This is a genomic window from Photobacterium sp. 270122K (assembly GCF_059941365.1).
The window spans coordinates 141,275-164,484 of the sequence record NZ_JBPOEN010000011.1 but is presented as its reverse complement, the minus strand read 5'-3'; the positions used below and the strand labels follow the sequence as shown (position 1 = coordinate 164,484).

20 protein-coding genes are annotated in these 23,210 nt (G+C 52.5%); 8 read left to right on the top strand and 12 right to left on the bottom strand.

The window, feature by feature from the left end; all coding sequences use genetic code 11:
• Positions 1-20 precede the first annotated feature (20 nt).
• The 5 genes from ACSF8W_RS19040 (at position 21) to yjjX (ending at position 4,758) form a co-directional block, all read left to right on the top strand.
• Entirely contained in the window at positions 21-746 is a 726-nt protein-coding gene (locus ACSF8W_RS19040) for a nucleoside phosphorylase (RefSeq protein ID WP_500848736.1), read from the top strand.
• 240 nt (positions 747-986) lie between these two features.
• Positions 987-1,664 carry a Crp/Fnr family transcriptional regulator gene (locus tag ACSF8W_RS19035; protein ID WP_500848735.1) on the top strand — a complete coding sequence of 226 codons (678 nt, stop codon included), beginning with the start codon at positions 987-989 and terminating at the stop codon, positions 1,662-1,664.
• A gap of 171 nt (positions 1,665-1,835) precedes the next feature.
• A complete protein-coding gene (locus ACSF8W_RS19030; RefSeq protein ID WP_500848734.1) occupies positions 1,836-2,942 on the top strand; it encodes a M20/M25/M40 family metallo-hydrolase in 1,107 nt (368 codons plus the stop codon).
• A gap of 513 nt (positions 2,943-3,455) precedes the next feature.
• Positions 3,456-4,094, top strand: a complete 639-nt coding sequence (locus ACSF8W_RS19025; protein WP_428476303.1) for a helix-turn-helix domain-containing protein — start codon at positions 3,456-3,458, stop codon at positions 4,092-4,094.
• Between the two features lie 121 nt (positions 4,095-4,215).
• A complete protein-coding gene (yjjX, locus tag ACSF8W_RS19020) occupies positions 4,216-4,758 on the top strand; it encodes an inosine/xanthosine triphosphatase (protein WP_500848733.1) in 543 nt (180 codons plus the stop codon).
• Positions 4,759-4,900: 142 nt separating this feature from the next.
• Here the strand turns inward: yjjX and trpR are convergent, their stop codons facing one another.
• Together trpR and sltY are read right to left on the bottom strand one after the other, a co-directional pair.
• Positions 4,901-5,215 (bottom strand): trp operon repressor, encoded by a 315-nt coding sequence (gene trpR, locus ACSF8W_RS19015; RefSeq protein WP_428476290.1) that lies wholly within the window; start codon positions 5,213-5,215, stop codon positions 4,901-4,903.
• Between the two features lie 115 nt (positions 5,216-5,330).
• A complete protein-coding gene (gene sltY, locus ACSF8W_RS19010) occupies positions 5,331-7,259 on the bottom strand; it encodes a murein transglycosylase (RefSeq protein WP_500848732.1) in 1,929 nt (642 codons plus the stop codon).
• A gap of 518 nt (positions 7,260-7,777) precedes the next feature.
• Here sltY and ettA point away from each other — a divergent pair.
• Positions 7,778-9,445: an energy-dependent translational throttle protein EttA gene (gene ettA / locus ACSF8W_RS19005; protein ID WP_500848731.1), complete on the top strand. Its 1,668-nt coding sequence runs from the start codon at positions 7,778-7,780 to the stop codon at positions 9,443-9,445.
• 82 nt (positions 9,446-9,527) lie between these two features.
• Here the strand turns inward: ettA and radA are convergent, their stop codons facing one another.
• Positions 9,528-10,910, bottom strand: a complete 1,383-nt coding sequence (radA, locus tag ACSF8W_RS19000; RefSeq protein WP_500848730.1) for a DNA repair protein RadA — start codon at positions 10,908-10,910, stop codon at positions 9,528-9,530.
• A 141-nt stretch (positions 10,911-11,051) separates the two neighbouring features.
• Here radA and ACSF8W_RS18995 point away from each other — a divergent pair, with 141 nt between their 5' ends.
• Positions 11,052-13,421 carry a PilZ domain-containing protein gene (locus ACSF8W_RS18995; RefSeq protein WP_500848729.1) on the top strand — a complete coding sequence of 790 codons (2,370 nt, stop codon included), beginning with the start codon at positions 11,052-11,054 and terminating at the stop codon, positions 13,419-13,421.
• A gap of 33 nt (positions 13,422-13,454) precedes the next feature.
• On the opposite strand, the gene serB is transcribed toward ACSF8W_RS18995, so the two are convergent.
• Positions 13,455-14,405: a phosphoserine phosphatase gene (gene serB / locus ACSF8W_RS18990; RefSeq protein WP_500848728.1), complete on the bottom strand. Its 951-nt coding sequence runs from the start codon at positions 14,403-14,405 to the stop codon at positions 13,455-13,457.
• Positions 14,406-14,509: 104 nt separating this feature from the next.
• Here serB and ACSF8W_RS18985 point away from each other — a divergent pair, with 104 nt between their 5' ends.
• Complete coding sequence (locus tag ACSF8W_RS18985) at positions 14,510-15,124, top strand: YtjB family periplasmic protein (RefSeq protein WP_500848727.1); 615 nt, start codon at positions 14,510-14,512, stop codon at positions 15,122-15,124.
• Between the two features lie 107 nt (positions 15,125-15,231).
• Here the strand turns inward: ACSF8W_RS18985 and deoD are convergent, their stop codons facing one another.
• From deoD to ACSF8W_RS18945, 8 genes are all read right to left on the bottom strand, one after another.
• Positions 15,232-15,957: a purine-nucleoside phosphorylase gene (gene deoD, locus ACSF8W_RS18980; RefSeq protein WP_428476283.1), complete on the bottom strand. Its 726-nt coding sequence runs from the start codon at positions 15,955-15,957 to the stop codon at positions 15,232-15,234.
• Between the two features lie 139 nt (positions 15,958-16,096).
• Entirely contained in the window at positions 16,097-17,317 is a 1,221-nt protein-coding gene (locus ACSF8W_RS18975; protein WP_500848726.1) for a phosphopentomutase, read from the bottom strand.
• 11 nt (positions 17,318-17,328) lie between these two features.
• Entirely contained in the window at positions 17,329-18,660 is a 1,332-nt protein-coding gene (gene deoA / locus ACSF8W_RS18970; protein WP_500848725.1) for a thymidine phosphorylase, read from the bottom strand.
• Between the two features lie 190 nt (positions 18,661-18,850).
• Positions 18,851-19,624 carry a deoxyribose-phosphate aldolase gene (deoC, locus tag ACSF8W_RS18965; protein ID WP_500848724.1) on the bottom strand — a complete coding sequence of 258 codons (774 nt, stop codon included), beginning with the start codon at positions 19,622-19,624 and terminating at the stop codon, positions 18,851-18,853.
• Positions 19,625-20,064: 440 nt separating this feature from the next.
• Positions 20,065-20,235, bottom strand: coding sequence for a XapX domain-containing protein (locus ACSF8W_RS18960; protein ID WP_500848723.1), 171 nt, complete (start codon positions 20,233-20,235; stop codon positions 20,065-20,067).
• A 439-nt stretch (positions 20,236-20,674) separates the two neighbouring features.
• Positions 20,675-21,967 carry a NupC/NupG family nucleoside CNT transporter gene (locus ACSF8W_RS18955; RefSeq protein ID WP_500848722.1) on the bottom strand — a complete coding sequence of 431 codons (1,293 nt, stop codon included), beginning with the start codon at positions 21,965-21,967 and terminating at the stop codon, positions 20,675-20,677.
• Positions 21,968-22,185: 218 nt separating this feature from the next.
• Entirely contained in the window at positions 22,186-22,980 is a 795-nt protein-coding gene (locus ACSF8W_RS18950; RefSeq protein ID WP_500848721.1) for a TatD family hydrolase, read from the bottom strand.
• Positions 22,974-23,195: a DUF5363 family protein gene (locus ACSF8W_RS18945; RefSeq protein WP_500848720.1), complete on the bottom strand. Its 222-nt coding sequence runs from the start codon at positions 23,193-23,195 to the stop codon at positions 22,974-22,976. The genes ACSF8W_RS18950 and ACSF8W_RS18945 overlap by 7 nt, the downstream gene beginning before the upstream one ends.
• Positions 23,196-23,210 lie beyond the last annotated feature (15 nt).

Sequence of the window (23,210 nt, the reverse complement as noted above, 5' to 3'; positions counted from 1 at the left end):
ATGGCGGAGTAAGGGCATTAATGAGCAAGCAGCCTCACCTTTTAGTTGAACCCCAGCAGATCACAGACAAGGTCATTGTGTGTGGTGAGCCAGACCGCGTTAACCGTATCGCTGAACATTTGACGGACGTGGAATGTCTGGCTGAAAACCGCGAATTCCGCTTGATGCGCGGCCTGTACCAAAACACCCCCATCACCGTGTGTAGCACCGGTATTGGGGCCGCCTCGGCATTAATTGCGCTAGAAGAACTGCGCCTGTGTGGCGCAACACACATTGTTCGTGTCGGCTCCGCCGGGGCGTTACAGCACCATATCAGTTTGGGCGAGTTGATCATCGCGGAAGGGGCGGTACGTGACGAAGGCGGCTCTAACAGTTATGTGCCTGCCGCGTTTCCGGCCTACAGCGATATCAGCCTACTCAACGGCCTGCATGCCTACTGTACCCAAGCCAATATCACCGTTCACGCGGGCATCGTACGCTCACACGACAGCTTTTACACCGATGATGAGCAGCAGATCTGCCAGTTCTGGCATCAAAAAGGCGTGCTGGGGGCGGATATGGAAACCGCCGCTCTGCTGACCGTGGGCCGTCTGCGAGGCATGAAAGTGGCCGCGATCCTGACGAACGTGGTGCGCTTTGAGCAAGACGTGCAAGAAGGCGTGGCGGATTATGTGGCCGAGTCTGAGGCCACCAGCCAAGGTGAGCGTCACGCGATCCTCGCGGCACTGCATGCGCTGACCTGTTGATCGAGATTCTAGGTTTTCGGTTTTTGATTCTCGGTTCTCGGTTCTCGGTTCTCGGTGCTAGCAAGCACGAAACAAATTAGTAAGCGCAACACAACAGACGGGGGACAGCCCTGACACCCTGCCCTGATCACACCCCCATACAAAAAGACCACAGGGGGTGCGATCAGCGGCCTTCAACATATTGGGACAACGCGCCCTTTTTTGTATACTGCGCGCTCTTTATTTTGAGTGCCGTTCAGAATGCAATTACATCCCATGCCTTCCACCCGTTTTGCCGATCACCTTGCGCCGCAACAACAGGCGTTTGAGCAGGCGTTGTTTGCGTGTCAGACCGGCACCCGCATACTGGCCGCTGGCGAGACCCTGTTAGAGCAAGGCCAATCCGTGACCCACCTGTTTGTGATCCCAACCGGGCGCGTGTCCATGCACACCAGTGCCAGTAATGGTCGCCGGTTTCAACTGGGAGAAGTGCACTGTGATCAGCACGTATTCGGCGAGATGGAATTTTTCACCAGTCAGCCGTGCCAATGGAATGTGGTGGCCGATGAACCGCTCACGGCCAAGGTGATTTGCGCTACGCGCCTGCAAAAATGCCTGACCGAGCAACCGCATTTGGCACTGTTTTTTGCCTCGGCACTGGCGTGGGACTATCAAGAGTCGATGGAGATCTACACCCACCGCGTGTTGCACCCCATCGCGTACAACATCGCGTTTGATCTCTGGCAGCGCCACAACAGCCAAGTCTCGTTAGGAGCCTTTGATAAGATGGAACAAGAAGCCGAGCGCTTTGGCACCTCCAGCCGCGTTTACCGCCGCGCCTTAAATACATTGATTGAGCAAAACCTGATTGCGAAAAACGGCAACCACATCCACATTGTGGATCACGCCGCACTTGAAGCGTTTATTGCAGTCTGTTGAATACGTCGCATTATGGTTACATCCACCAAGCGCCATTAACAAGTCAATACAACCTACTTAACAAGCGGTAATTGTTAGTGATTCACCCCGCGATATTGGGGGCAAGATCAAAAAGTCATGGGGAAATTCCCTTAAGATGATCCCATTTAACAGGATCCTTGAGGAGCCACCATGACCCTTGTAAATCAGGACCGCTTGGTCCAACACTTCATTGAATTAGTCAAAATCGACAGTGAGTCTGGCAATGAGAAAGCCGTGGCAGAAACACTGGCTGAACAGCTTGGCGCGCTGGGCTTTGTCGTCAACAAGTTGGCAGTACCGGCCGATCTGTCTAACGGCTTCAACCTGTACGCAACCTTGGCCGGCACCCTGCCAGGTAGCATTTTACTGAGCTGCCACATGGATACCGTGACACCGGGCATCGGCATTGAGCCGGTGATTGAAGACGGTATCATCCGCTCACAAGGCGACACCATTTTAGGTGGCGATGATAAATCCGGTATTGCTGCCATTATCGAAGCGATCCGCGTGATCCAAGCGACAGGCGTGCCACACCAAACCATCGAAATTGCCTTCACCGTGTTTGAAGAAGGCGGCCTGCACGGCTCGAAAAACTTCGACATGAGCCAGATCCAATCACAGCAAGCGATCGTATTGGATTCTAGCGGCCCGATCGGCACCATCATCACCACAGCACCGGGTCAGCAGAACCTGAAAGTGACCATTCAAGGCAAACCGGCTCACGCAGGCTTAGCACCGGAAGAAGGGATCAATGCCCTGACTGTAGCGGCAGATGCGATCAGCCAGATGCAGCTGTCACGTATCGACCATGAAACCACGGCGAACATTGGTGTGGTGAAAGGCGGCCAAGCGACCAACATCGTCATGCCTTCGTTGTATCTGGAAGGGGAAGCGCGCTCGCTGGACGATACCAAACTGCAAGCGCAGGTAGATCACATGGTCGCGACCTTTGAAGCCGCGGCTGAAAAGCACGGCGCCACGGTCGACATCGTGTCTTCTCGTGCCTACAACGCGTACCGCATCAACGAAGACGACAGCCTGATCGCCGGTATTAAAGCCGCTTTCGCGGCGAACGGGATTGATGACATCACGAAATCCACCGGCGGCGGCAGCGATGCCAACGTCTTTAACGGTCGTGGCCTGAAAACCGTCAACCTGTCGACCGGTATGTCAAAGGTACACACCACAGAAGAATTCATTAAAGTTGACGACATGGTCGCCATCAGCCAGTTCCTCGTGACTTACCTGACCCGCTAACCGCCTGCGCAGGGCACTGCCCTGCGCCCCCTTTCTTTATTCCCCAAAAGAATACGCCCACAACGTCAAAATGTTGGCTTTATCATCTTATTTTTGACGCTTAATCAAGAAAAAGGTCATTAGTGACAAATAAAACGCCCGGCAGCCATCACTCAGTAAACCGTCGTTTTGTTATTTTTATCGGCAAAAACAAAAAACGCACAAAATCAATACAAAACAACCACTTAAACAAAAAATCAATAAACGAGACTTTTTTGACTCAAAGTGATGGCTTGGCACATCCGACCTTAAAAAGTGATCTTGCTCCACGGCGAAAAGGGGTCTTCGCTTAATTCGATTACAAAATTTTGAGCCAAAAATTTCCCATCTTATAAATTAGCGATATTCCCATGTCGAAACCAATCGCATTTTTTATACCCTTTGGATCCCTTCTCCGCTGTTATCAGTACAATCAATATGACTTTTAAGAATGCATGTTGCATCTAACCTTTTTTGAGCAGGAAGCTAGTGAGTATGGAATATTTAGAGCGAATTAAGCGTTTAGCGAAAATTCAAGGGATCAGCCAGAAACAACTTGGCGAAGCACTTGAGCTACAACAGGGAACAATGAGCCGTAAGCTATCCGGCAAATACGGCATTGAAGTTCGTGAACTGGAGAAAATCGCGGAAGCCCTCAACACCTCTATCAGCTACCTATTAACCGGGCAAGTAGACACCGGCACTCAGGCGACTACGACAATTAATAACGCGTCAGAGCAAGGTACAACCAGCACCTACATCCCGATTATTCACCGTAAAGATTTCATGTCTTTCAGCAATGGTGCAACGGTTGATGTCGTGAGCAAGCGCGCTATCCCACAACACCTTGTGCGTGAAGAGTGCCTGGGTTTGTTGGTCGACAATGAAAACATCGCACAATGTGCACCGATCGGTAGCTACGCACTGGCAACCAAAACCGCGTCATACCGTCCAAAGCAGCCCGTGTTCGCGTCAGTTCGCGGCAGTGAGCCGGATTTCTACCACATGACGCAGTTGGCTGACGGCGTGGTATTTTCAACGTCACAACCGGATTTCCCGAACTTGTTTGTGAACAACGGCGAATTCCAGATCCACGGTTTCATCATCCAATCAGATTGGGCTTACGATCGTTAATGCCCGCTGCCTTGCAGCCATGACGTATCGCTTGGCGGTGTAACATTGCGCCGCCAAGACGTATACCACGGTCCCTGTAAGACGCTACAATCATCCCCTCTCTTTCAAATGGATGATTGTCATGCCTGCCATTATTGTTGCTTCCACCAACCCCGCGAAAATCTCTGCCGTTGAGCACGCCTTTGCCCTCGCCTTTCCCCAACTGAATTTTTCCATTCAAGGGGTCAGTGTCGCCAGTGGGGTCAGCGAACAACCCATGACAGCAGATGAAACCCTGCACGGTGCGCGCACTCGTGTCCGTAACGCCAAACACGCCATGCCCGAAGCCGACTATTATGTGGGACTTGAAGCGGGGCTGGATGGCGATCTGACCTTCGCGTGGATGGTAATTGAAGACGGTCACACGTCGCGTCGCGGCGAAGCCCGCTCTGCCTCACTGCCTTTGCCCCCTGCCGCGCTCGAACAACTGCACCAAGGGCTGGAACTTGGTGATGTGATGGATGCGATGTTTAACCAAACCAACATCAAGCAAAAAGGCGGCGCGATTGCCGTGCTGACCCATCACTTGCTCAGCCGCAGCTCGGTGTACCAGCAAGCGCTGATTTTGGCACTGATCCCCTTCATGCAGCCGGATCTGTTCCCGGCCGAAACCGCCTCGGCATAATCATTCGAGCCGGTGTTGTGCGAGCAGCGACGCTGCCATCAAGCAACCATCAAAAACGTCCTCGCCACAGGCATGAACACCGCGCATAAAAAAGCCCCCAGCGCCAATACGCTGGGGGCTTTTTACATCTGGCACACATGCCTTAACGCGGCTTTTGCGCGTCCAACAAGGCAGATAACCACACCTTGGTGTCGTTATCATGGTGCTTGAGTTCATTCGAGCCACGGGTGATGGTCGCCACGCCCACACCTAGCAACTCACTGATCTTGCGCTGGCTTCGATCACCATTGAGCAATTCATGCAGAATATTGACGCGCGAGAGTAACACCGTCCGTTCATCTGGGGTCAACAACAGCTTCAGTAACGTATCGTCCCTCTGTTCGCTGGTTGCTTGACGTAAAATATCAAGTACTTGTTGCCACTCGGTAAATTCCGGTGTTTCTTGGCTATTCGACATGTCATCCTCATTTGATGTACTCGTTTTCGAGTACTGATTCTATCCCTTTACGCCAAGACTACCTAGCCCCGATCAGGAAAATTCCTTTTACGCTGCGTCGTTCCGTCCAAAACAATCAGTATTTTGCGGCTAATTCATTCTTTCTGAGCAACGGCGGCATTTGCCCCATCAACTCGCCGTAATAAATCTCAAACATCAAAATGTTCTGCACGTAACCGCGCGTTTCATTAAACGGAATAGCTTCAATGAAGGCATACGCGTCCAGCTTACCGTCGGTGCCGGCACGCCAGCGATCCACCCGACTCGGCCCCGCGTTGTACGCCGCAAAGGCAAAAATGCGGTTGTTGTCGTAACGCTCCAGCATCATCTTGAGGTAACCACTGCCTAAACGAATGTTGACCCCAGGATCAAACAGACTCTCTTTACCGGCATAATTACGTCCCAGCTTCTTTGCTGTCGCTTTGGCTGTGGCTGGCATCAACTGCATCAATCCACGTGCGCCTACTGGCGACATGGCTTCCACGTTCATGGCACTTTCTTGTCGCGCCAACGCCATCATGGTCACCGTCGGCAGATCGCGCTTCTTACTGAAGAAGTCAAACCACCACTTATGGGCAATTGGGAAACGCAGCGGAATGTGATCCCATAGCTTACCGGCAATGGTCGCCTGCACGGCCAAGTGGTGCCACTTATGCTTGGCCGCATACGCGGCCAGTGCGGCGATCTCGTTTTGATCCAACCCGCGCATCAGATAGTGCCATTCGCGGTTCGCCGCCAGCACCTTGTCTTCCAGCACCAGCTCTTTGATCCGCACCAGTGTCTCTTGGTACTTTTTGGTCACCGCCGAGGTATCTGTCACGGTTTTGGTCGGGTATGTAATCGGCTCGCCCAATACTGTCGCAGCGGCAGCACTGTAGAAATTACGCTGACCTAATAGCGCGGTATAACCGGCTTTTGCTTTATCATCACGCCCCGCCATCGCATCCAATCGGGCTTGCCAGAAACGCCAGCGAATGTCTTTCTTCGCTTTTGCAGGCAGGCGATCGACCCATTGCACCACCGCGTCCCAATCGTCTTCACGCATGGCTTGGCGAATACGGCGTTCCAACAATGAAATGGACTGACTTTTCGCCAACGCTTGATCCCGCCACTGTTGCATGTCCGCATCTTGCGTCGCCATTAGCCGGCTGGCGGCGTAATCCGCCAACACCTGTTGCTTCGTTTGGCTGAAATGCTGCCCTTTCATGGTAGCGGTGTATTGCGCGATCGCTTCATCCACATCGCTGCGCACCAGCTTTTTATAGGCCAAAGTGGTCAACTGTTGATTAAACGGCGTGACCTTGCTGCGCTTGGCAAACACGGCAACGCCTTCCGGTTTATCATACAGGCTGACAATGGTGTTGCCCGCTTGCTGGCTGTTGCCGGATAACTGCTTGCGCAGGTACTTGAGGCGATTTTTGTTGCCCTCGCCGTAGACCAGCAACATGCGATCCAAGATCAGGCCGTTAGTGAGCTTACCCGCCGCTTTCCATGCATCGAGTAGTGGATCACAGGTATCGTGGGTCGAATTGCCCGTCAGCCACGCGGCTTTTGCGCCTTTCCACGCTTGGTTTTTGTCACCGGTTTCCAATTTTGCCGTGTAGTAATAACACTGCAATGCACGGCCTCGCGGCGCCTCTGGCTGCATGGCGAGGAAGGTTTTCCATTGCTGCGTGCGCGCCAGTTGGTATAAATAACGATCATGGATCGTGCCACTGAACGGCAAGGCGTTAAATTCCTCAACAAACGTCTTCACGTCTTCCGGGCTTTTAGTCGGCAGCAACAAGGAAAACTCGCGGTAATCCAAATACGGCGCCAAGGGATACGCATCCAGTTGGCTGCGTAAGGCTTGGTAGGCCGGCATGTCCTGTTCTTCTAATGCGGCCTGCGCTTGTGCATACCACTCGCGCTGCTCGTCCAAGGTGGCCGCTTGCGCCATAGATAGCGGCAATAGCAGCATCCCCAGCGACAACGCCCATCCTGATAATCTGTTTCGATTTTTCATGCTATGCACAGCACCATCCCATTCTTCGTTCGTCCATGCCGATTCTGGTTATCTCTCATTTTTGTCGCGATAACAGTGTTATATTGCATATATCTGCCATCGACCACAAGTCACGCTCGGCAAGGTTGGATTGACGTCAAACCCCGCACTGTACCGAATGATACCCTGCACACATCAACGGAGCGCAAACACTAAAATTATAGACAGCCTCATCGTCGGCAGGCATGTATTAGGGGGTATTTCCCGTGTATTTTTCTGGCCGTTTTCACCGGCTTTTTTCGCCAAGGCATCTCGATTGACCCCCTCTCGTCCCGTTACCGCTCACACCACCGCCACGTCAGCACACCGTTCATCTTGCCTGTGACTGTGATCGTATTCACGAACATGTTCGCGAAGTGGCCGAGAAGCATCAGAATGCATCGGGTAAACGCCAACAATTATCAACATAGCTGTTAAACTTGTGTCCAGAACAGGTAAAATACTCCCTTTCATTTATAGTTTAGAGATCGCAAACGGATATGGCTGAATACGTCTATACCATGTCGCGCGTGGGTAAAATCGTCCCACCAAAGCGTCAAATCCTAAAAGATATTTCACTGAGCTTTTTCCCTGGCGCCAAAATCGGCGTATTGGGCCTAAATGGTTCAGGTAAATCCACCCTACTTCGCATCATGGCGGGTATTGATACCGACATCGAAGGTGAAGCACGCCCACAAACTGGCCTGAAAGTGGGTTATCTCCCACAGGAGCCGGTACTGGACGAAGAAAAAACCGTCCGTGAAGTGGTTGAAGAGTCGGTTGCCGATGTAAAAGATGCGCTCGCGCGTCTGGACGCGGTTTACGCGGCCTACGCAGAAGAAGATGCAGACTTTGATAAGCTGGCGAAAGAGCAAGGCGATCTAGAAGCCTTGATCGAAACCAAAGACGGTCACAACCTTGAGATGCAACTTGAGCGTGCGGCCGATGCCCTTCGCCTGCCTGAATGGGACGCGAAAGTGAAGTTCCTGTCCGGTGGTGAGCGTCGTCGTGTGGCAATCTGTCGCCTGCTGCTTGATAAGCCAGACATGCTACTGCTTGATGAACCAACCAACCACTTGGATGCAGAATCCGTGGCATGGCTTGAGCACTTCTTGGTGGACTACAGCGGCACCGTTGTGGCGATCACGCACGACCGTTACTTCCTGGATAACGCCGCAGGCTGGATCCTGGAACTTGACCGTGGTGAAGGTATTCCATGGGAAGGTAACTACACCTCATGGCTTGAGCAGAAAGATGCGCGTTTGAAGCAAGAATCCTCGCAAGAGAAAGCGCGTCAGAAGACCATCGAGAAAGAACTTGAGTGGGTGCGTCAGAACCCGAAAGGCCGTCAGGCGAAATCAAAGGCCCGTATGGCGCGCTTTGAAGAGCTGAACAGCACCGACCACCAGCGTCGTAACGAAACCAACGAACTGTTCATCCCGCCAGGTGAGCGTTTGGGTGACAAAGTGCTGGAAGTGAAGAACCTGACCAAGTCGTACGGTGATCGCGTTCTGATCGACGATCTGTCATTCAGCATGCCAAAAGGCGCCATCGTCGGCATCATCGGTGCGAACGGCGCGGGTAAATCCACCCTGTTTAAGATGCTAAGCGGCGTTGAACAGCCTGACTCAGGGACGGTTGAGCTGGGTGAAACCGTGAAACTGGCGTCGGTGGATCAGTTCCGTGACAGCATGAACGACAAAAACACGGTCTATCAGGAAATTTCAGAAGGTGCGGAAATCATCCGTATCAACAACTTTGAAATTCCAGCCCGTGCGTATGCGTCTCGCTTTAACTTCAAAGGCAGCGATCAGCAGAAGTTGATTGGCGATTTGTCTGGTGGTGAGCGTAACCGTGTTCACTTGGCAAAACTGCTGAAAGCGGGCGGCAACGTGTTGCTACTCGATGAACCGACCAATGACTTGGACGTAGAAACCCTGCGTGCATTGGAAGAAGCGCTGTTGGAATTCCCGGGCTGTGCCATGGTGATCTCGCACGACCGTTGGTTCCTTGACCGTGTGGCGACCCACATTCTTGACTACCGTGATGAAGGTCAGGTGAGCTTCTTTGAAGGTAACTACACCGAATACACAGATTGGTTGAAGAAAACACTGGGTGCACAAGCGGCTGAGCCACACCGCATCAAGTACAAGCGTATGTCTAAGTAATCCCAAGACATCAGCAACAAAAAGGGCAGCCTACGGGCTGCCCTTTTTTATTTGTCTTTATGTTTATCGTTATCTCAGAGGCTTAGCCTGAGACGCGATCAAACGCAGTTAAAGCTTCTTGCAGATCTTCCACGGCAATGATCTCGATACCGCTGATCTGACGGCTGGCGTTGGCTTTAGGCACGATGGCACGGGTAAAGCCCTGCTTGGCCGCTTCACGAATACGTTCTACCCCGTTGGCCGCCGGACGAATATCGCCGTTCAGGCCAATTTCCCCAAACACCAACACATCCTGCGGGATCGGCGCATTTTTAAAGCTAGAGAAGATGGACAGCAGCACCGCCAAGTCTGCCGAGGTTTCTTCAATCTTGATCCCGCCGACACAGTTCACGAAGATATCCATGTCTGACAGCATCACCCCACCGTGACGCGCCAATACCGCAATCGACATCGCCAAGCGGTTACCGTCATAGCCCACGGTTAAGCGGCGTGGGTTCTCCGTCACCGATGTATTACACAGTGCCTGAATTTCCACCAGCAGCGGACGCGTACCTTCCCACAAGGTGGTACAGGCTGAGCCCGCATGGTTTTTATCCGATCGACTCAGGAACAAGGCCGACGGGTTTTTCACCTGCTTCATACCCGTTTCCGTCATGGCAAAGAAGCACGATTCTGAATCGGCACCGAAACGGTTTTTCGAGGTACGTAGCACGCGGAATTTTTCATCGGCGGTCGACGACAGCGCAAACAGCCCATCCACAATGTGGATCAACTGCATCGGCCCCGCCACATTGGAATCTTTATTGATGTGGCCGACAATCATGAAGGTCACGCCTTCGGTCTTGGCAAAACGGGTTAACGCCGCGGCCGACTCTTTGACCTGACTCGGGCTACCGGCCGCCGAATCGTTGTGCGCCACGGTCATGGTTTGGATGGAGTCGATGATCACAAACTCGATCTTTTGCTCGGTAATGTGATTTAAAATCTGCTCGACCGAGGTTTCCGCCACCACGTGAATTTTGTCTACGTTAGGCGTACTCAAACGCTGGGCACGCTGGGAGATCTGATGAATAGATTCTTCCCCCGACACATACAGCACGGTTTTATTGGCGGCAACCGCACCGATGCTTTGCAGCAACAAGGTCGATTTCCCCGCCCCCGGATCGCCACACAGCAGCAACACTGAACCCGGCACAATGCCGCCACCAAACACCCGATCCAGCTCAGAGATCCCCGAGGTGTAACGCGGCAAGTCTTTACTTTCGACTTCCGAGAGTTTTTGTACCTTGGTCGCCGCACCGGCATAACTGTTGGCGGCACTGGATGCCCCAACCGCCGCACGGGTTTTCGGCACGGTAAATTCTGTTATTGTGTTCCAGGCAGCACAGGCGCTACATTGCCCCTGCCAGCGAGGAAAGTCGGCGCCACAATCACTGCAGACATAAGCACGTTTGATTTTCGCCATGATAGCCCCTCACTTTACGGCACACACTGCCCCGCCAACGGCTCAGCAATAAGAAATAATGACCATTGCACACGCATATAGGCTCAATTTTTGGGGCAAAAGACCGATAATAAACGAAGACCTTCAAAATAAAAAAGTACTATGTTACTCAACACGCACAAAGGGTTGATTGAAAGCCTCATTCCCGTCTATGACCGCGATGACTTTACCGATACCTTCGACATGATGACCCAAGGCGAGGATGGCCCGACACGGTTACAAATTAAGATGGAACTGCACCGTCTGATGGCCCCCTGCCACCAAATTGTGGATTTGCGTGGCCGCGTCAACGGTGACTGTCGCCCGTATGAATTGCACGGCTTGCGCCATTGGCTGGATGACGTGGCACTGAACACCTATCACCAAGGCATCCTCGCGTTTGGCGGCCAATTTCGGGTCGGGCTTTATGAGGCGCTGACAAACACACACAACAATTTCCGCGTGATGCACCAGCAGGAAAAGCAACAACAGCAAGCCCTGCTGCAAGCTGATGACACGCCTATGCTCAGTCGTGACACCCAGCATGACGTGCCTTTGCTCCGTTTTGGTCATTACCTGACACGCCATGAAAACCGCCTGCATATCAGCACACCCGTTAATCTGGAACTGCCTGACGGCCATGTGGTGAATGCCATTACGGCGGACTTGTCGTTTTCCGGCGCCAAATTCAAGGTACCGTCCGCGTTTGCCTATCACCTTGGCATGGTCGTGAACGCCCGTTTCCCCAAAATGGCGGACGTGCTGAATACGCCTCACCTGATGCGGGGCTTGGCCTACCGCGTGCTGGCGATCGACGAAAGCAGTGAGCACGACAGTTATAAATGGCTGCGGCTGAAAATTGTCGGTGACAGCTCCGTCATCAAAACGGCCATTGAAGACTACCTTGACCGTACTCAAAACCGCGCCCGTCAAGATCACGAAGACAAGGTGATCCAAGTGCGCACCCGCGGCTATGAACACTGCTACCTCAAACACAGCAGTGCGATGCCGCTGTTCTTTTCCGGCACCACGCTCAAATACAGCTTATTGACCCCGCACAACCGACATTTATGGGACGACTGGCATGATGAACGTAACCAGCCAGTGATTAACCACTTGCTGTCAGACGCCCGCCTCACCAGCTTGGGCAAAGCTGGCTTGAAACAATCGAGCACCCTGCTCTATAGCTTCAGCCACACCCACAGTGGCAAAACCTATTTTTACTCGGCTGCGCTGCCTGAAATGAACCGTGAACAACGTCAGCTGTTTTGGCATGTCGGTGCCCAGCGCGCCAGTTGGCGGGTATATCGCCTGACCTTACAGCCCATCAGCCGCGATAACCTTGACGCGCTCAAAGACATCGCACCTGACATGATCGGCCCGCTCAGCACGTTAACTCATATCGGGCTATTGCAAGATCTGAGTAACCGCGACGCGCAGCATGACTACCGGTTGATCTTCAAACCGAAAATGCCGGCCAGTGCCTTGCACCCTTTCCGTCACCCGCGCGATCCGGTGGCCAGTGCCAAAGCGGTGTATTTCGATCCCAAACCGCAACGCTGCGAAGATCGTTTCTTGTTTCAAACACCGGTACATATCCACACCGAAGACGGTGTGAATTTGCCCGGTAAGAGTGTGGACTTCTCTTCGCGTGGCTTGAACATTACCTTGTCATCGCCGTTGTCCCTTAAACGCCACGACACGATCACGATCAGCTTTCCGCGCCTGCAACAGATGGACAAACGGGCCCCACTGGAGCGGGTGCCGTATCGCGTGGTACGAATCAGTCCCGACTACCGACAGATCCAGCTCATCACCGGTGACGGCGCGCGCGCCGAAAAATGCGCACTGTTTTTACGTAAACTGATCCAACATAACGAGAATAAGCTGACCCGTCGGGGCGAAAGTCTGCCACGGGGTGAGCTGTTACTGGCGATGCACCAAATGCTGCTCGGTCGCCTCAACAGTGTGCCGTATTTTGCCGAGAAGGCCGCCCACAAAGCGACCATCAAAGCCATTGGCTGTAACTTCCCAGTGCCGCCGCTGGTGAAACTGTTTCATCAAATTGGCGAACAAACGGGCTACTCGCTGGAGCCTATTTTCCGCGATCGCCACAAACGGATGCTGACCGATCCCTTACGCCCCGCCGAGATCCAGCAACCGTATGTGCACGAAGTGTATATGTGGGTCGAGCGGGAGGGCGACACAGTGCTGCATGTGGAAGGGCGACTGTATGATGACTTTGCCGATACGGACGCACGGGTTCAATTTATCAAGCAGGCCCGTTATCACGGCGAATTCATTGCGTTACGGATCACCGCGGTACCGGTACTGAGCCCGATGACGACGCTGATCCGACGCGAATTGGGGGAACTGGCGCGGTTAACCCTGCATCGGGCGCGCGCCTTGGAAGAAGAATTCAGCACGTTAATGGGATGTGGTGAGTTGCATGACATCACCGATGAAGTGCTGATCCGGCTAGAGATCACCTAGCCGATAGATCATCGTTGCCTCGCACTCCGGCGATCACCAGCTGAGGTGGTGCGGCAGTAACGAAACGGACAACACACAGAGAATCGCGCCGAGAGCGGCATAGCGCACGGCCACGGGCGATTCTGCCTGCACTTTCGGTTTGGCGTGGTAGGCCACGCCAAGCCCTGCCGCTTTGATCATCACTAAATCATTCGCGCCGTCGCCCACCGCCACGGTGTTGTGCGGGGCAATGTCATATTGCGCCGCCAAACGGTGCAAAATGGTCGCTTTCGCTTGTGCATCGACAATGTCACCCAGCACCTTGCCGGTCAGCTTGCCGTCGACAATTTCAAGGGTATTCGATTGAGCGTGGGCGAGTCCCAGCTCTTGTTGCAGGAAATCGGAGAAATAGGTGAAGCCGCCGGAGGCAATGGCGGTTTTCCAGCCATAATGGTGCAAGGTCTCCACCAGCTCACGCAACTCGGGCATTAACGGCAACCCAGCCCGCACCTGCTCTAATATGGCTTCATCCGCCCCTTCAAGGGTTGCGACCCGTTGATGCAAACTCTGGGCAAAATCCAGCTCACCCTGCATCGCACGCTCAGTCACGGCAGCCACTTCCTCACCGACACCCGCCAAAGCCGCGATTTCATCAATACATTCAATTTGAATGGCAGTGGAGTCCATATCCATCACCACTAAACCGGGCTCGAGCAAGTCCGGCACATCCTGCACATGGGCAATATCCAGTTGGTGGGCGATCACGCACTCCGCCAACGCCTCAGAATAAGGAACCGTGGCCAACAAGCAATCATACGGCCCGACCTTCCACGCCGCCGCCAACCCCAGCGAAACCGACAGCGTCGCTTCGATGGACGCCACCATCTCTGGGCAGATCGCTTGACCATAAATCAGGGTGCTCGCGCGGTGACGATCACGGTTACTGGCCGATACCACGGCGGGATACCGTTGATATAGCGAGGTATGTTTCCTTATTTTAAGCACTTATACACCATCCATGTTAAAGTAAATGTCTTGCCACACGTTACCCTATTGTAAATTACCAGGGCAAGCCCAAAGATAATATTGGCACACTTAGTACTGCTGAGATGATGAAATATAAAAAAACGCGCTTTCAAAAAGCATGGCAACTGTTTGTCGTGTTCGGCTGTTTAGCCGCGGTCATTACGATGCTGGAATATGGCTCGGATCTGACCAAACGTAACTACCAAGCTTTAAGTGAACAAACACAGACCCTCACTCGCTTGATGGCCCGTCAAGCCGCACAAACCGCGAGCTCGGATGTGGTAGAGAAACATCAAGACAAGTTGCAGGTGCTGGTGGAACGCTTGGCCGATGAACCCTTGATCCTCGATGCCACGATCTACAGTTTGGAAGGGGCGACCATCGCCAAAAATACGGACGCGATGCCGCTGACCCAAGTCACCGGGCTCTCAACCCCGTTGTCGGTGGCCAGTTATGGCCGTCAGCAAATTGTAGAACCGATCATGACATCGCATCAGGTGGTGGGATTTCTGCGCTTAACCTTAGAGCACGATCGCCTGTTGGCACGGACGCTGTATGACATTGACCATATCACCTCCGTGATCCGCTCACTGATCATTGCGGCTGTGGCCATCGGGTTCATGCTGGCTTTCACGTTTGGCCGCCGTAAAGACATTTGGCATTTCCCGTATTTGCTCACCGCCAATAAGAAAGACTAATGCACGGCGCGTGCGTATACCATCGCTAACGGGATAGTGAACCGAACGAAAACAAAAAGGGCTGACCCAATGGGTCAGCCCTTTTTTTATCGCCTGATTAAGGACGCTTATGCTTCGTCAGCGTCGCCAAGCAACACAGACTCAAGCGCGATTTCCATCATTTCGTTGAACGTTAGCTGACGCTCTTCAGAAGTCGTCGCTTCGCCACGTAGGATGTGGTCAGACACAGTACAGATAGTCAGTGCTTTCGCGCCGAATTCTGCCGCCAGACCGTAGATGCCTGCGGCTTCCATTTCTACGCCCACGATGCCGTATTTGTTCATCGTTTGGAAGAAATCGAAATCTGGGTTGTAGAACAGATCCGCAGAGAAGATGTTACCCACTTTTACGTCGATACCTTTGGCTTTCGCCGCATCAACCGCGTTCTTCACCATGCCAAAATCAGCCAGTGCCGCGAAATCGTGGCCGCCAAAACGCATACGGTTCACTTTAGAATCCGTTGATGCACCCATGCCGATCACAACATCACGTAGGTTTACATCGTCACGTACCGCACCACAGCTACCAACACGGATGATTTTCTTCACGCCGAAGTCTTTAACCAACTCAGTGGCGTAGATAGAGCAAGAAGGGATACCCATGCCGTGACCCATGACAGAGATCTTACGGCCTTTGTACGTACCGGTGTAACCGAACATGTTACGTACGTTACACACTTCTTTTGCGTCATCTAGAAAGGTTTCTGCAATGTATTTTGCGCGAAGTGGATCACCCGGCATCAATACTACGTCTGCAAAATCACCCATTTCTGCGTTAATGTGAGGAGTCGCCATTGTTATTTCCTTTATATCATGGGTTGGTGTGGGTCTTATTGTTGTCGCCCATCCCAATGTCAACAGATCTGCCCAGCGCAGTGTTAATCTAAGCAAATATAGACCTAAACGGCGCTGGGATCAGTCTTTTTCGTTCGGCTTACAGGAAAGATTTCCCGTATTCCATGTCGCTGGTACCAAAGTATTCTGCCAAGCTCTGACCGATGTCAGCGAACGTGTCGCGACGGCCAAGTGAGCCTGCTTTGATCTTCGGACCGGTCACTAAAACAGGGATGTGCTCACGGGTATGATCCGTGCCTGGCCACGTAGGATCACAACCGTGATCGGCGGTCAGGATCAACACGTCGTCTTCCTGCAGTAGCGCAAGAATTTCCGGCAAACGCTTGTCGAAATATTCCAGTGCCGCGGCATAACCGGCAACATCACGGCGGTGGCCGTACGCGGAGTCAAAATCAACGAAGTTGGTGAACACGATGGTGTTGTCACCCGCCACTTTCATTTGCGCGAGCGTCGCATCAAACAACGCAGGAATACCGGTTGCTTTCACTTTCTGCGTGATACCACAACCCGCATAAATGTCAGAGATCTTACCGATGGCGATCACGTCACCGTTTTTCTCATCCACTAGCTTCTGTAGCAAGGTTGGCGCCGGCGGCTCAACCGACAAATCACGACGGTTACCGGTACGCTCAAACTGGCCTTTCGCAGGACCAATGAACGGACGTGCAATCACGCGGCCAATGTTGTAATCGGCCAATTCTTCACGTGCGATCTGGCACAGCTCAAGCAGCTTGTCCAAGCCGAACGTCTCTTCGTGACACGCAATCTGGAATACCGAGTCTGCCGAGGTGTAGAAAATCGGCCAGCCGGTTTTCATGTGTTCTTCGCCCAAGTCATCCAGCACTTGTGTGCCTGATGCGTGGCAGTTCCCCAAGAAGCCGTCAAGGCCTGCACGGGCAAGAATGCGATCGGTCAATTCCGTTGGGAAGCTGTTGCTGTGATCGGAGAAATAGCCCCAATCAAACAACACCGGTACACCGGCCATTTCCCAGTGACCCGATGGGGTGTCTTTCCCTGAAGACAATTCCGCTGCGTGGCCGTAAGCGCCCGTGATCTCAACCTGCGGGTCAAGCCCTGCAGGGAACTCACCGGACGATTCTTCGCCCGCTTTACCCAAACCCAAACGGTTCAGGTTTGGCAGGTTCAATGGACCACTGCGTAAACTGTTATCGGCTTCGCCGCGTGCACACGCTTGTGCAATATGGCCCAGGGTATTGGCACCTACATCACCGAAATCAACGGCGTCTGCAGTGGCACCAATGCCAAAAGAATCCAGAACCAGAATAATTGAACGTTTCATTTTGCACTCCATCAAACATCTTCAGGACGAACACGGCGGTAAACAACCGGTGTGGGTGCCGGCTTTTCATCCGCAATCGTGATTGCAGCACGCACGGCTTTGGCCGCTTCTTCCCACTGTGCGTCAGTACGCGCGTGGATCACGGCCAGTGGTTGCTCGGCATTGGCTTCATCACCCAAACGGATCATGTCGCTCAGGCCTACCGCGTAGTCAATGGTGTCTGCCGCCACACGACGACCGCCACCCATGCCCACAACGGCCATACCCAATGCGCGAGTATCCATCGCGTACACATAACCGCTTTGCTCGGCGTATACCGGCTTGGCGATCTCAGCGCGTTCGAGGTAGTTGTCGTAGTTCGCCATAAAGTCAGCCGGACCACCAAGGCCAGCGACCATTTTACCAAAGCACTCTGCCGCTTTACCGTTATCCAACACCGTTTGCAAATCCGTGCGCGCCTGATCAATATCTGCCGCTAAACCACTGTTTACAAGCATTTCCGCACACAATGCCATGGTCACTTCAAATAAGCGAGGATTGCGGTATTCACCGGTCAGGAATTGCACGGCTTCGCGCACTTCGAGCGCATTCCCCGCCGTTGATGCCAACACCTGATTCATGTCAGTCAGCAACGCGGTGGTTTTGGTGCCCGCACCGTTCGCCACAGCCACAATCGATTTAGCCAAATCTTCTGACGCTTCGTAGGTCGGCATGAACGCCCCTGAACCCACTTTCACGTCCATCACCAACGAGCCAAGGCCTGCGGCCAATTTCTTCGACAAAATAGACGCCGTGATCAACGAGATGTTATCCACGGTCGCGGTCACGTCACGGGTGGCGTACACACGCTTGTCCGCTGGCGCTAAGTCACCGGTCTGACCGATGATCGCCACACCCGCGTCTTTGGTCACTTGACCGAACACGTCATTGGTTGGGGTAATGTTGTAACCTGGAATGGATTCCAGCTTATCCAATGTACCGCCTGTGTGACCGAGGCCACGACCAGAAATCATCGGCACGTAACCGCCACATGCTGCCACCATTGGGCCAAGCATCAGCGATGTCACGTCACCCACACCACCGGTAGAGTGCTTATCGACGATTGGGCCATCAAAGTTCATGTGGCTCCAGTCAATCACCATACCGGAATCACGCATCGCACAGGTCAGCGCAACACGCTCATCCATGGTCATATCATTGAAGTAGATCGCCATCGCGAATGCAGCGATCTGGCCTTCTGACACGGTATCTTTGGCAATACCTTGAATGAAGAAATTGATTTCGTCAGCCGTTAGCTCAATGTTGTCACGTTTCTTGCGGATGATTTCTTGTGGTAAATACATGGTATTCCCCAATAATAGCGAATATAGGATCGTTACGGTTTACTGTCGGTGATTTTCAGGTGTACGCGAGCCGCCTGTAGACGCCGCACAAAGCGAACGTAGGCAAAAATCGTCATTAAAAACCAGAAAGTAAAACGTAAAATGGACAGTTAAAAATAAGGCGGCCAGTCGGCCACCTTATTGGAATGGATTAGTAGCCGCCTTCCGCTGCTGCTTCGCCTTCACCTAGCGTGTGAAGTAGGCTTGCTAGCAAGCTTGATGCACCAAAACGGTAGTGCATGTTGTCTGCCCACGTGTCGCCCAAAATGCGGTCAGCCATTGATAGATACTGCTGTGCATCTTCTGCCGTGCGTACGCCACCGGCTGGTTTGAAACCAACCGTTTCTGCTACGCCCATGTCTTTGATCACGTTTAGCATGATCTCAGCGTATTCTGGGGTCGCGTTCACTGGCACTTTACCAGTAGACGTTTTGATGAAGTTTGCGCCAGCGTTGATTGAAATTTCAGAGGCTTTTTTGATCAGCGCTTCTGTTTTCAATTCGCCCGTTTCGATGATCACTTTTAGCAATACATCGCCACACGCCGCTTTACACTGTTTAACCAGCTCAAAGCCCACTTCTTCGTTGCCCGCCATTAGCGCGCGGTATGGGAATACCACGTCCACTTCGTCTGCACCGTAAGCCACAGCGGCTTTGGTTTCAGCGACAGCGATCTCGATGTCGTCGTTACCGTGTGGGAAGTTAGTCACAGTTGCAATGCGCACGTTCGGTGTGCCTTGCTCACGCAGCTGCTTTTTCGCCACAGGAATAAAACGCGGATAAATACAAATCGCAGCCGTGTTACCTACCGCTGTTTTTGCATCTTTACAAAGCGCGATCACTTTTGCGTCAGTGTCGTCTTCGTTCAGCGTAGTAAGATCCATTAGTTGAAGCGCACGCAGTGCAGCCGCTTTTAATTCGCTCATGACTTTCTCCAGTCCAATTCTATTTAAACAAGCTAATAAACACCGTTCCTCTACGCCTAGCAGTGATATTCAATATCACTGCCAAACGGCCCGCGATGTGAACAGTGATACCCGATGCAGCGCACCGCTGCCACTCAGGTATAACGGACTTGATTCCCTGAAGTCTTCTCCCCCTATCGCGAGATCAGGGAGCGAATTGCTATCCGTTTCACCGCGCCGACAACCGCATGATGGGGTTGCTCGGCCGTGATGCTCACTTGCACTCACTGGTCATAACATAATGACAAAACAAGGCAAATACAGCGTAAATCTTATTTCGATGGTGCCGGTCAATCATACCAAGGCAACCTAGGCCTCACCATGAAAGTTACGTTTCCAGCTGTGGACAATGTGTTTCCAGAACGAAAAACTGACCACCGGAGTAAACAACGCGACCGTCACTAGGTAAAAAAGCGTTCGACGATCCACTGGTACGCAATCCCGCCGCCGTAGACCCCGAAAATGCCCATCACCCCTGATAACACAGGCGGTGCTGGGATAGGCAATTTGATCGCTGAAAACAGGACCCCCACGATAAAGCCCGCAACAACGGCTAACAGTACTTCACTCATGATTTTTCTCTCTGTCTGCTTTTGCACACAGAAAGTGTAGTCGCCTAAACCACGAATGTAATGCTAGCAAAGGGGGACAGCAGAAACCGGAGCGCAATCGATTTTATGACATGTATTGGCCACAAGATCGCAGATGTTTACCGTATGTGTTGATCGGAGAGAAGCAGGATACGAGATGTGCAAGCACAGAACCTAGAACCTAGAACCTAGAACCTAGAACCTAGAACCTAAAAATACAGGGACGAGGGACTAGGAACGAGAAATGCGGGAATCCGTGGCGAGTAGCGAGATAAAGCAAGAAAACCAAAAGCAGGAACGAGGAACTAGGGACGAGAAACGCGACACTCAACACTCGAAACTCGATTCTAGGTTATCGACACAAACAAAAACGCCGCGGTGATTGCTCACGGCGGCGTTCTTTATTCAGCGAGGCTCGAACTTACATTGCAGACAATGTAACGAACAGACCTGCGATTGTCGCTGACATCAGGTTAGACAATGTACCTGCTGCTACGGCCTTCATACCGAAGCGTGCGATGTCGTGACGACGGCTTGGTGCTAGACCACCCAGACCACCCAGTAGGATAGCGACTGAAGATAGGTTAGCGAAGCCACACAATGCGAACGAGATGATAGCTTGTGTCTTATCAGACATTGCCGCACCGGTGTTAGCAACCAGCATACCGCCTTCCGCTGCATCTTTCAGGTAAGGGGCAAAGTTCAAGTAAGCCACGAATTCGTTCACAACCAGTTTCTGACCGATGAATGAACCCGCTACTGTTGCTTCTGACCATGGCACACCGATAAGGAATGCAAGTGGTGAGAACACGTAACCCAGAATCAATTCTAGTGTTAGGTGAGGCATACCGAACCAACCGCCGATGCCGCCCAACATACCGTTAACCAGTGCAATCAAACCGATGAATGCAAGTAGCATCGCACCAACGTTCAACGCAAGTTGCATACCTGAAGAAGCACCCGCAGCGGCTGCATCAATCACGTTTGCTGGCTTGTCGTCGCCTGACGTTGCGTCTTCAGCCAACTGAGTGACAGGCGTTTCAGTTTCAGGCTTGATGATCTTAGCAAATAGAAGACCACCTGGCGCTGCCATGAATGATGCGGCAATCAAGTACTCTAGTGGTACACCCATTGACGCATAACCCGCCAATACACCACCCGCAACAGACGCTAGGCCACCACACATAACGGCAAACAGCTCAGACTGTGTCATCTTCGGTACGAACGGACGAATCACCAACGGTGCTTCTGTTTGACCGACGAAAATGTTCGCTGTTGCAGACATAGATTCTGCGTGAGACGTGCCCAGAACTTTACGTAAACCACCACCAAGAATGTTGATGACGACCTGCATGATGCCCAAGTAGTACAGCACGCTGATCAGTGCAGAGAAGAAAACAATAACAGGTAGTACACGTAGGGCAAAGACGAAACCGCCGCCGCCGAACAGTTCAAACATTTTGTCTGACGTTAAACCGCCGAACAAGAAGTTGATACCGTCGTTACCATAGTTGATAACGTTAGCAACACCTTGAGACATGCCGTATAGCACGTCACGACCGACTGGTACATAAAGAACAAATGCACCAATAATAAATTGGATGGCAAATGCACCACCAACAGTACGAAGATTAATAGCTTTACGGTTATCAGATAGAAGTACAGCAATCAGTAGCAGTACTACCATCCCAACCAGGCTCATAAACACGCTCATAGTTTATGGCATCCCTCAAGTTAAGTTTGGCGTCTCGACAATTCGGCTCATTAAGAGTCCGGCGCATTATACTCATGCAACGCCGGATAAAATAATGCCGACATCACAATTTGCAAGGAAATGAAGTGAAAGAAAAACACCAAACGTGAGGTTGATCACATAAAACAGGATACGATTGCGCAATCGTTTAGCGCAATCGTTTTTTATGTGAGCTCGGTTCACATCGGAATACCAAAAAGTTCAGCGGTGGTTAAGGTAACTACATGCTCAACATCTCGTTCGCTTTCCCCTCGGATCGCTGCAAGTTCATGCAACACATGCACCAATCGGTCTGGTCGGTTCGGTTGCCCTTGATAGCCAGCAATAGGCATATCCGGCGCGTCCGTTTCCAGTAACAACGCCGTCAATGGCAAGGCCGCTATCGTCTGACGTGTCTTATTGGCGCGCGGATAGGTTATCGTACCCCCCACCCCAATATTGATACCTAGATCAAGAAGCTGTTTCGCTTGTGGATAGCTCCCACTAAAAGCGTGATAGACCCCACCTGCAACCGGTGTCTGTTGCCGCAACAAACGCACCAATTCGGGAAACGCGTTGCGACAATGCAAGATCACAGGCAGGCGATACTGATTTGCCAATTGGAGCTGTGCGTCCAATAACGCCATCTGTTGATCTTTATTGGCATCAGCAATGGCAAAGTCTAGTCCACATTCCCCCACTGCAACGCATTTGCTGCGCAATTGTGCTCGCAAAAATGCGTCAGCCGCCAGTGCATCTGCCAGCGCGGTGACATCCGATGGCGTATGCTCGGCACTGAAAAAAGGGTGTAGACCTAAGGCAAAGTAGATCCCGTCATGCTGTGTGGCGAGGGCTTGTACCGCCGCCCAATTGCGCACACCAATGGCAGGGATCACCAACTTTTCAACCCCAACGCGCCGCGCGTCCGCTAAATACTGCGCCGGATCGTCACAAAACGGGGCAAAGTCGAAATGACAATGGCTATCGATCAGCATGCGTTGTCCGTCTCTGGTTTTGCTTTAGCTTTATTCGCCTCTGGCTCGGCCGATACTGCAGCTTGTTTGGCTTGTCGCGCACGCTGAGCCGGATGCCGCGGATCATCCTCGTCATAGCGCACCGGCGCACAACTGCGCCGATGCTCCGGGGCTAATCCCATGTCTCGACACCAACGGTCATACGCCGCCAGGGCGCGTCGTAATACAGCTATCATGGGTTCTCTTTTTTA